We start from the raw sequence: 9,376 nt of genomic DNA, 5'->3' as shown, positions 1-9,376 counted from the left end.
CGCGCAGCAGCGCCGCGTGACGTTCGTTCCTCTGGCTTTGAGGCCAACTCGACGGGCGTCTGCGGCGATCAATTGCCTCTCAGCCTCTGAGTCCGGCGTCCGGCCGTCCCCGCGTGCGCGCGGACGGCGCGCCGATGTCCACCCTGCCGCGTGCCGCCGCCCCGCCGGCGGCGCCTGATCCATGTTGACGATCCTGTTCGACGGCATCGCCTACGGGATGCTGCTGTTCATCCTCGCGATCGGCCTGTCGGTGACGATGGGGTTGATGAACTTCATCAACCTCGCGCACGGCGCGTTCGCGATGCTCGGCGGCTACGTGACCGTCGTCGCGATGCGCAGCCACGACGTGCCCTTCGTCGCCGCGCTGGGCCTCGCGTTTGTCGTGCCGGCCGTCGTCGGCGCGGTGCTCGAGCGCACGCTGTACCGGCCGATGTACGGCCGCCCGCACCTCGACCAGGTGCTGTTCACGATCGGGCTCGTCTTCATGGCGGTCGCGGCGACCGACTACTTCATGGGCGCGCAGCAGCAGATCGTGCAGCTGCCCGACTGGCTGCGCGGGCGCACCGAGTTGTTCGACGGCGCGCTCGGCATGGGCCACTACCGCCTGTTCATCATCGCGGTGTGCGCGCTGCTGACGGTGGCGCTGCAGCTCGCGCTGACGCGCACACGATTCGGCAGCCGGCTGCGCGCCAGCGTCGACGACGCGCGCGTGGCCGGCGGGCTGGGCATCAACGTGAACCAGATCTTCGCGATCACGTTCGCGGTCGGCTCGGGGCTGGCCGGCATCGGCGGCGCGCTCGGTGCCGAGGTGCTCGGGCTCGAGCCGACGTTCCCGCTGAAGTTCATGGTCTATTTCCTGATCGTCGTCGCCGTCGGCGGCACGTCGTCGATCGCCGCGCAGTTCGGCGCCGCGCTGCTGCTGGGCATCGCCGACGTCGCCGGCAAGTACTACATCCCGAAGCTCGGCGCCTTCGTCGTCTACTCGCTGATGATCGCGATCCTGGTCTGGCGCCCGCAGGGCCTGTTCACGCGCGGAGCCGCGCGATGACGACGCCGCTGCGTCCGTCGAGCGCGCGCTGGCGCGCGTGGGAACCCGTCGTCTGGCTGGTGGCGTTCGCACTGCCGGCGCTGGTGCCCAGCCATTCGCTCATCGTCAGCGAGATCGCGATCGTCGCGCTGTTCGCGATCTCGCTCGACCTCGTGCTCGGCTACGCCGGCATCGTCTCGCTCGGCCACGCGGCGTTCTTCGGCTTCGGCGCCTACAGCGCGGCGCTGTTCGCGAAGCACCTGTCGCCCGACCCGCTGCTCGGGCTGGCGGTGGGCACCGGCGCGGCGCTGCTGCTGGGGCTGCTGTGCGCGGCGACGATCATCCGCGGCAACGACCTGACGCGGCTGATGGTCACGCTGGGCACGTCGCTGATCCTGTGGGAACTCGCCAACCGGCTCGATGGGCTGACCGGCGGCGCCGACGGCCTGCAAGGCGTCGTGATGGGGCCGGTGCTCGGTCGCTTCGAATTCGACCTTTACGGCCAGACCGCGGCGTGGTATTCGCTGGCGGTGCTGTTCGCGCTCTTCGTATTCGCGCGGCAGCTCGTGCACTCGCCGTTCGGCGCGACGCTGAAGGCCGTGCGCGACAACCGGCTGCGCGCGATGGCCATCGGCATCCCGGTCACGCAGCGGCTCGTCGTCGTCTACACCGTGGCCGCCGGCATGGCCGGCGCGGCCGGCAGCCTGCTCGCGCAGACCACCGGCTTCGCGTCGCTCGAAGTGTTCGGCATCGAGCGCTCGGCCGACGTGCTGCTGATGCTGGTCATCGGCGGCGTCGGCTGGCTGTACGGCGGCATCGCCGGCGCGATCGTGTTCAAGCTGCTGCACGACGTGATCGCCGACATCACGCCGCAGTACTGGACGTTCTGGATCGGGCTGTTCCTCGTCGTGCTGATGCTGGTGGGCCGCGACCGCCTGCTCAAGCCGTGGACGTGGTGGTCGCGCAAGGGGGCGACGCGATGAGTGCGACCTTGGCCACGGACCGCCGCACCGTGCTGCGCTGCGACGGGCTGGTCAAGCGCTTCGGCGGCATCACGGCCACCGACCACGTGACGCTGGCCGTCGAGGCGGGCGCGCGCCACGCGCTGATCGGCCCCAACGGCGCCGGCAAGACGACGCTGATCAACCTGCTGACCGGCGTGCTGCCGCCCACCGAGGGTCGCATCGAGCTCGAGGGCACCGACATCACGACGCTGGCGCCGCACGAGCGCGTCGGCCGCGGGCTGGTGCGCACGTTCCAGATCAACCAGCTGTTCGCGTCGATGACGCCGCGCGAGACGCTGGCGCTCGTCGTCGCGCAGCGCCGCGGACGCGGCGGGCGCTGGTGGCGCCCGCTCGACCGCGACGCCGAGGTGATGCAGCGCGCCGAGCAGCTGATCGCGCAGTTCCACCTCGCCGACAGCGCCGACCAGCGCACCGAGCACCTGGCCTACGGCAAGCGCCGGCTGCTCGAGATCGCGATCGCACTGGCCTGCGAGCCGCGCGTGCTGCTGCTCGACGAGCCGGTCGCGGGCGTGCCGCCGGGCGAGCGCGAGGAGCTGCTGCACACGGTGGCGAACCTGCCGCGCGACGTCTCGGTGCTGCTGATCGAGCACGACATGGACCTCGTGTTCGGCTTCGCCGAGCGCATCACGGTACTCGTCAACGGCGGCGTGCTGACCGAGGGCACGCCCGACGCGATCGCCGCCGACCCGCGGGTGCGCGAGGTCTACCTCGGCCACGGAGCGCAGGCATGAGCGAACTGCTGCGCGTCGAAGGGCTGCGCGCCGGCTACGGCGAGGCCGTCGTGCTCGACGGCGTCGACGTCGCGCTGCCCGAGGGCCACACGCTGGCGCTGCTCGGGCGCAACGGCACCGGCAAGACGACGCTGATCAACACGCTGGTCGGCGTGACGACGCACCACGGCGGGCGCATCGTGCTCGGCGGGCGCGAGGTGCAGCGCCTGCCGTCGCACGCGCGTGCTGCAGCCGGGCTCGGCTGGGTGCCGCAGGAGCGCAACATCTTCAAGTCGCTGACGGTGCACGAGAACCTCACCGCCGTCGCGCGCCCCGCGACGCACGGCCGCGCGGCGCGCCCGTGGACGCCCGAGCGCGTCTACGAGATGTTCCCGCGGCTGGCCGAGCGCCGCGGCAACCTGGGCACGCAGCTGTCGGGCGGCGAGCAGCAGATGCTCGCCGTGGGCCGGGCGCTGGTGCTCAACCCGCGGCTGCTGCTGCTCGACGAGCCGCTCGAGGGGCTGGCGCCGATCATCGTCGAGGAATTGCTGCGCGCGATCCGTCGCATCACGCGCGACGAAGGCGTGTCGGCGATCATCGTCGAGCAGCACCCGCAGGCCATCCTCGCGATCAGCGACCACGCCGTCGTGCTCGACCAGGGCCGCGTCGTGCACGCCGACCGCGCCGACGCGCTGGCCGCCGACACCGAGCGGCTGCACCGCCTGCTCGGCGTGGCCGGCGCCAAGGAGCACTGACGCGATGGCCGCCGACCTCGTCCTCGTGCCCGGCCTGATGTGCGACGCGGCGGTGTGGGAGCCGCTGCTGCCGTCGCTGTCGGCGGTGGCCACGTGCCACATCGTCGACCACGGCGACGCCGACGACCTCGCGCTGATGGCGCGCCGCCTGCTCGACGCCGCGCCGCCGCGCTTCGCGCTGGCCGGCCACTCGATGGGCGGTCGCGTCGCGCTCGAGGTGATGCGCCTGGCCCCCGATCGCGTCGAACGGCTGGCGCTGCTCGACACCGGCTACCGCGCCCGCGCCGGCGGTGCCGCCGGCGACGAGGAGGCGCGCAAGCGCCAGGCGCTGCTCGACGTCGCGCGCACGCAGGGCGTGCGCGCGATGGCGCAGCGCTGGGTGCAGGACATGGTGCACCCGGCGCGGCTGACCGACGCCGCGCTGATCGAGCGCATCGTCGCGATGTTCGAGCGCAAGAGCGCCGACACCTTCGCGCGCCAGATCCGCGCGCTGCTCGAGCGCCCCGACGCGACCGACGTGCTGCGCCGCGTGCGCGTGCCCACGCTCGTGATGTGCGGCCGCGCCGACGGCTGGGCGCCCGTGTCGCAGCACGAGGAGATCGCCGCGCTGCTGCCGGCCGGCGTCGCGATGCTGCGCGTCGTCGACGACGCCGGCCACATGAGCACGATGGAGCGCCCCGGTGCGGTGGCCGACGTGATGCTCGAGTGGCTCGCCGCGCCCGCGCGCTGACGCCCTCCCGCCGCAAGGAGATCGCCCATGGACGCAGAGCAACTGGCGGCCGCGCAGGCCTGCCGCGACGTCGTCGTCGCCAGCGCGCACGCGGTCGACGCGCGCGACTTCGACGCCTTCGCCGCGCTGTTCACCGACGACGCCGTGCTCGTGCGCCCCAACGGCGACGCGCTGCACGGCCGCGCCGCGATCCTCGCCGCCTACCGCCAGCGCGACCCGGCGCGGCTGACGCGGCACGTGATCGGCAGCCATGCGGTCGAGCTGCTCGACGCGAACACGGCGCGCTCGCGCTGCTACGTCGTCGTCTGGGGCGGCCACGCCGACGACGCGCCGACGCCGCAGGGCCGGCCGGCCGACGCGACGCAGATGGTCGGCGAGTTCGCCGACGAGCTGGTGCGCACCGCCGCCGGCTGGCGCATCCGCCGCCGCGATGCGAGCTTCGCGCTGTTCCGCCGCTGAGGCGGCACGCAGCGGCATCGGCCCATGCCACGGCGACATAGCAGGTATCTGCAGCCATGCCTCGACGGCAATAGTCGGCCGTCCCACAATCGCTCGCTCCTGCCGTGGCAGCCCCGCGCCGTGCCGACCCGTCCCTTGACCCCCGTCCGCTGATGACCCCCGCGATCACCGGCATCTCGTCGATGGCCACCCGCCAGGTGCTGGCCGAACTGGCCGCCGCGTACCGTGCGCGCACCGGCGTCGCCGTCGAGATCGAGTCCGTCGGCGGCGTCGATGCGGCCAAGCGAGTGGCGGCCGGCGAGCCGTTCGACGTCGTCGTGCTCGCGTCCGACGCGATCGCGAAGCTCGAAGCCGCCGGCGCCATCGTGCCCGGCAGCGTGACGCCGCTCGTGCGCTCGGCGGTCGCGATCGCGGCGCGCGCGGGTGCCACGGCGCCCGACGTCGGCAGCGAGGAGGCGCTCAGGCGCGCCGTGCTCGCCGCGCGCTCGATCGGCTATTCGACGGGCCCGAGCGGTACCGCGCTGCTGCAGCTGTTCGAGCGCTGGGGCGTGGCCGACGCGCTGCGCGCGCGCGTCGTGCAGGCGCCGCCCGGCGTGCCGGTGGGCACGCTGGTCGCGCGCGGCGACGTCGAGCTCGGCTTCCAGCAGTACAGCGAGCTGATGAACCTCGACGGCATCCAGGTGCTGGGCACGATGCCGCCGGGCACGGAGATCGTCACCGTCTTCACCGGCGCCGTGTGCACCGCGTCGAAGCAGCCCGACGCGGTGCGCGCGCTGCTCGACTTCATGCGCTCGCCCGCAGCTGCCGACGCGAAGCGCCGCCACGGCATGCAACCGGCGTGACCCCTTTCCCACGGAGCCCCCGATGATCATCGACTGCCACGGCCACTACACGACGGCGCCCAAGGCGCTCGAGACCTGGCGCAACCAGCAGATCGCCGGCATCAAGGACCCGGCCGTGATGCCGAAGGCCGCCGACCTGCGGATCTCCGACGACGAGATCCGCGAGTCGATCGAGACGAACCAGCTCGCGAAGATGCGCGAGCGCGGCAGCGACCTGACGATCTTCAGCCCGCGCGCGAGTTTCATGGCGCACCACATCGGCGACTTCGCGGTCAGCTCGACGTGGGCCGCGATCTGCAACGAGCTGGTCCACCGCGTCGCGACGCTGTTTCCCGACCACTTCATCGGCTGCGCGATGCTGCCGCAGTCGCCCGGCGTCGACCCGGCCACCTGCATCCCCGAGCTCGAGAAGTGCGTCAAGGAGTACGGCTTCGTCGCGATCAACCTGAACCCCGACCCGTCGGGCGGGCACTGGACCAGCCCGCCGCTGACCGACCGCCACTGGTACCCGATCTACGAGAAGATGGTCGAGTACGACATCCCGGCGATGATCCACGTCAGCACGTCGTGCAACGCGTGCTTCCACACCACCGGCGCGCACTACATCAACGCCGACACGACGGCGGTGATGCAGCTGATCCAGGGCGACCTGTTCAAGGACTTCCCGACGCTGCGCTTCGTGATCCCGCACGGCGGCGGCGCCGCGCCGTATCACTGGGGGCGCTACCGCGGCCTCGCGCAGGAGCTGAAGAAGCCGCTGCTCGCGGAGCACCTGCTGAACAATGTGTTCTTCGACACCTGCGTCTACCACCAGCCTGGCATCGACCTGCTGACGCGCGTGATCCCGATCGACAACATCCTGTTCGCCAGCGAGATGATCGGCGCGGTGCGCGGCATCGACCCCGAGACGGGCCACCACTTCGACGACACCAAGCGCTACATCGAGGCCGCCGATATCGACCCCGAGGCGCGCCACAAGATCTACGAGGGCAACGCGCGCCGCGTCTACCCGCGGCTCGACGCCGCGCTGAAGGCGCGCGGCCTCTGACCACGAGGACCACCACCATGTACCAGCTCGGCATCGTCAAGCGTCACATCACGCGCGCCGACCCGGCCGCCGTCGAGGCGCTGTCGCGCTTCGGCGTGGCCACCGTCCACGAGGCCATGGGCCGCGTCGGCCTGATGCAGCCCTACATGCGCCCGATCTACGGCGGCGCGCACCTGTGCGGCACCGCCGTCACGGTGCTGCTGCACCCGGGCGACAACTGGATGATGCACGTCGTCGCCGAGCAGATCCGCCCGGGCGACGTGGTGGTCGCCGCCGTCACCGCCGAGTGCACCGACGGCTTCTTCGGCGACCTGCTCGCGACGTCGTTCCGCGCCCAGGGTGCCAAGGGCCTCGTGATCGACGCTGGCGTGCGCGACGTCAAGGACCTGACCGCGATGCAGTTCCCGGTGTGGAGCAAGGCGATCAGCGCCAAGGGCACGATCAAGGCCACGCTCGGCTCGGTCAACGTGCCGGTCGTGTGCGCCGGCGCGCTCGTCAACCCGGGCGACGTCGTGCTCGCCGACGACGACGGCGTCGTCGTCGTGCCGGCCGCGCTCGCCGCGCAGACCGCGGAAGCCGCGGCCAAGCGCGAGGCCAGCGAGGCCGACAAGCGCGAGAAGCTGGCCGCGGGCGTGCTCGGGCTGGACATGTACAACATGCGCCCGGCGCTCGAGAAGGCCGGCCTGAAGTACATCGACTGAGATGGTCCACTCCCGAAGCGCCTGCGGCGCCTCCCCCTGGAGGGAGCGCCGCCAGCGGAACGGCCCAGCCGGATCCGCAGCGGCCGCTTGAGGGTGTCCGGAACCGGCGACAGGGGCTCTCCCGAATGATGGATGCAGATTCGAAACGCTGGCGCGTCGGCCTCGTCGGCTACGGCGAGGTCGGCCGCATCGTCGCCGAGGACCTGCGTGCGCAGGGCGTCGCCGTCGCCGCGTACGACGTCAAGCTCGACGACGCGCGCGGCCACGCGATGCGCGGCCACGCGGCCGAACACGGCGTCGTGCTCGCGGCGTCGCATGCGGCGCTGGCCGCGGGCAGTGACCTCGTGATCTCGGCCGTCACCGCGAGTCAGGCCGTCACCGTGGCCCGCGCCATCGCCCCGGCGCTGCGTGCCGGCACCTTCGTGCTCGACCTCAACTCGGCCTCGCCCGGCGCCAAGATCGACGCTGCACGCACCGTCGACGCCGCCGGCGGCCGCTACGTCGAGGGCGCCGTGATGACGTCGGTGCCCCCGTACCGCATCAAGGTGCCGACGATCCTCGGCGGCCCGCACGCGGCCGCGCTCGCGCCGGCGCTCGCGGCGCTGGGCTTCGCCGGCTGCAAGGCCGGCAGCGACCGGCTCGGCGTCGCGTCGGCGTCGAAGATGTGCCGCAGCGTGATGATCAAGGGCCTCGAGGCGATGGTCATCGAGAGCTTCACGACGGCGCGCCACTACGGCGTCGAGGACGCCGTGATCGCGTCGCTGCACGAGACCTTCCCCGGCATCGACTGGGAGAAGCAGGCGGCGTACTTCTTCCAGCGCGTCATCGAGCACGGGCGCCGCCGTGCCGAGGAGATGCGTGAAGTCGCGCAGACGGTACGCGAGGCCGGGCTCGAGCCGTGGTCGGCGGCCGGCACCGCCGAGCGCCAGGCTTGGGTCGCCGATGCGGCCGACGCCGGCTGGTTCGGTGTGCGCGGCACACCGGGCTTTGCGCGCAGCGCCGACTGGCGCACCGAAGCCGACCGCATCCTCGCCCACCTGAAGCCCAAGGACTGAGACGATGAGCAAGCCCACGACGGGCCCGTTCGAGAAGACCCCCGGCTGGCTCGACTGGTTCGACGGCCCGAGCCAGCCGCAGTTCAGGCTGCCGGCCGGCGCGGTCGACGCGCACTGCCACGTGTTCGGCCCCGGCGCCGTGTTCCCGTACGCGCCCGAGCGCAAGTACACGCCGTGCGATGCCAGCAAGGAGCAGCTGTTCGCGCTGCGCGACCACCTCGGCTTCGCGCGCAACGTGATCGTGCAGGCCACGTGCCACGGCGCCGACAACCGCGCGCTCGTCGACGCCTGCCTCGCATCGAACGGCAGGGCGCGCGGCGTGGCCACCGTGCGGCGCAGCGTGACCGACGACGAGCTGCAGCGGCTGCACGCGGCCGGCGTGCGCGGCGTGCGCTTCAACTTCGTCAAGCGGCTCGTCGACTTCACGCCCAAGGACGAGCTGATGGAAATCGCCGCGCGCATCGCCCGGCTCGGCTGGCACGTCGTCGTCTACTTCGAGGCGCCCGACCTGCCGGAGCTGTGGGACTTCTTCACCGCACTGCCGACCACCGTCGTCGTCGACCACATGGGCCGGCCCGACGTGTCCAAGCCGGTGGACGGTCCCGAGTTCGCGCTGTTCCTGAAGTTCATGCGCGAGCACCCGAACGTCTGGAGCAAGGTCAGCTGCCCCGAACGCCTGTCCAAGAGCGGCCCACCGGCGCTGCATGGCGAGCGCGCCCCCTACCGCGACGTCGTGCCGTTCGCGCGCCGCATCGTCGAGACCTTCCCCGACCGCGTGCTGTGGGGCACCGACTGGCCGCACCCGAACCTGAAGGACCACATGCCCGACGACGGGCTGCTGGTCGACTTCATCCCGCACATCGCGCCGACGCCCGAGCTGCAGCGCAAGCTGCTGGTCGACAACCCGATGCGCCTGTACTGGCCCGAGGAGGTCTGAGAGCGTGAGAGTTTTTCGTCCGCTGCCCTCGTGCTGGCATGTCTCTGGCTTGCTGTTGGGCATGAGCGATCCGACGCACCAAGACAG

11 protein-coding genes are annotated in these 9,376 nt (G+C 72.0%); all 11 read left to right on the top strand.

Annotated features, from left to right (window positions below; translation table 11 throughout):
• Nucleotides 1-181: 181 nt before the first annotated feature.
• The 11 genes from MOJ79_RS18410 (at nt 182) to MOJ79_RS18360 (ending at nt 9,289) form a co-directional block, all read left to right on the top strand.
• Entirely contained in the window at nt 182-1,048 is an 867-nt protein-coding gene (locus tag MOJ79_RS18410; RefSeq protein ID WP_241925467.1) for a branched-chain amino acid ABC transporter permease, read from the top strand.
• Nucleotides 1,045-2,010 (top strand): branched-chain amino acid ABC transporter permease, encoded by a 966-nt coding sequence (locus MOJ79_RS18405; RefSeq protein WP_241925466.1) that lies wholly within the window; start codon nt 1,045-1,047, stop codon nt 2,008-2,010. Before MOJ79_RS18410 ends, MOJ79_RS18405 begins: the two co-directional genes overlap by 4 nt.
• Complete coding sequence (locus MOJ79_RS18400; RefSeq protein WP_241925465.1) at nt 2,007-2,783, top strand: ABC transporter ATP-binding protein; 777 nt, start codon at nt 2,007-2,009, stop codon at nt 2,781-2,783. Before MOJ79_RS18405 ends, MOJ79_RS18400 begins: the two co-directional genes overlap by 4 nt.
• Nucleotides 2,780-3,517, top strand: a complete 738-nt coding sequence (locus tag MOJ79_RS18395) for an ABC transporter ATP-binding protein (RefSeq protein WP_119288463.1) — start codon at nt 2,780-2,782, stop codon at nt 3,515-3,517. Before MOJ79_RS18400 ends, MOJ79_RS18395 begins: the two co-directional genes overlap by 4 nt.
• A 4-nt stretch (nt 3,518-3,521) precedes the next feature.
• Entirely contained in the window at nt 3,522-4,247 is a 726-nt protein-coding gene (locus tag MOJ79_RS18390) for an alpha/beta fold hydrolase (protein WP_241925464.1), read from the top strand.
• 27 nt (nt 4,248-4,274) lie between these two features.
• Nucleotides 4,275-4,706 carry a nuclear transport factor 2 family protein gene (locus MOJ79_RS18385; protein ID WP_241925463.1) on the top strand — a complete coding sequence of 144 codons (432 nt, stop codon included), beginning with the start codon at nt 4,275-4,277 and terminating at the stop codon, nt 4,704-4,706.
• A 152-nt stretch (nt 4,707-4,858) separates the two neighbouring features.
• The gene (locus MOJ79_RS18380) at nt 4,859-5,548 is read left to right on the top strand and encodes a substrate-binding domain-containing protein (RefSeq protein WP_241925462.1); all 690 of its coding nucleotides are present in this window, start codon (nt 4,859-4,861) and stop codon (nt 5,546-5,548) included.
• Between the two features lie 22 nt (nt 5,549-5,570).
• Nucleotides 5,571-6,596, top strand: a complete 1,026-nt coding sequence (locus MOJ79_RS18375; protein WP_241925461.1) for an amidohydrolase family protein — start codon at nt 5,571-5,573, stop codon at nt 6,594-6,596.
• A gap of 17 nt (nt 6,597-6,613) precedes the next feature.
• A complete protein-coding gene (gene ligK / locus MOJ79_RS18370) occupies nt 6,614-7,297 on the top strand; it encodes a 4-carboxy-4-hydroxy-2-oxoadipate aldolase/oxaloacetate decarboxylase (protein WP_241925460.1) in 684 nt (227 codons plus the stop codon).
• Between the two features lie 128 nt (nt 7,298-7,425).
• Nucleotides 7,426-8,352, top strand: a complete 927-nt coding sequence (locus MOJ79_RS18365; RefSeq protein WP_241925459.1) for an NAD(P)-dependent oxidoreductase — start codon at nt 7,426-7,428, stop codon at nt 8,350-8,352.
• A gap of 4 nt (nt 8,353-8,356) precedes the next feature.
• Nucleotides 8,357-9,289, top strand: a complete 933-nt coding sequence (locus MOJ79_RS18360; RefSeq protein ID WP_241925458.1) for an amidohydrolase family protein — start codon at nt 8,357-8,359, stop codon at nt 9,287-9,289.
• The last annotated feature ends 87 nt before the right edge of the window (nt 9,290-9,376 follow it).

This window comes from Calidifontimicrobium sp. SYSU G02091 (assembly GCF_022631395.1).
In the GTDB taxonomy this organism is placed as follows: domain Bacteria; phylum Pseudomonadota; class Gammaproteobacteria; order Burkholderiales; family Burkholderiaceae_C; genus Calidifontimicrobium; species Calidifontimicrobium sediminis.
This window is presented reverse-complemented; position numbering and strand designations above follow the sequence as displayed.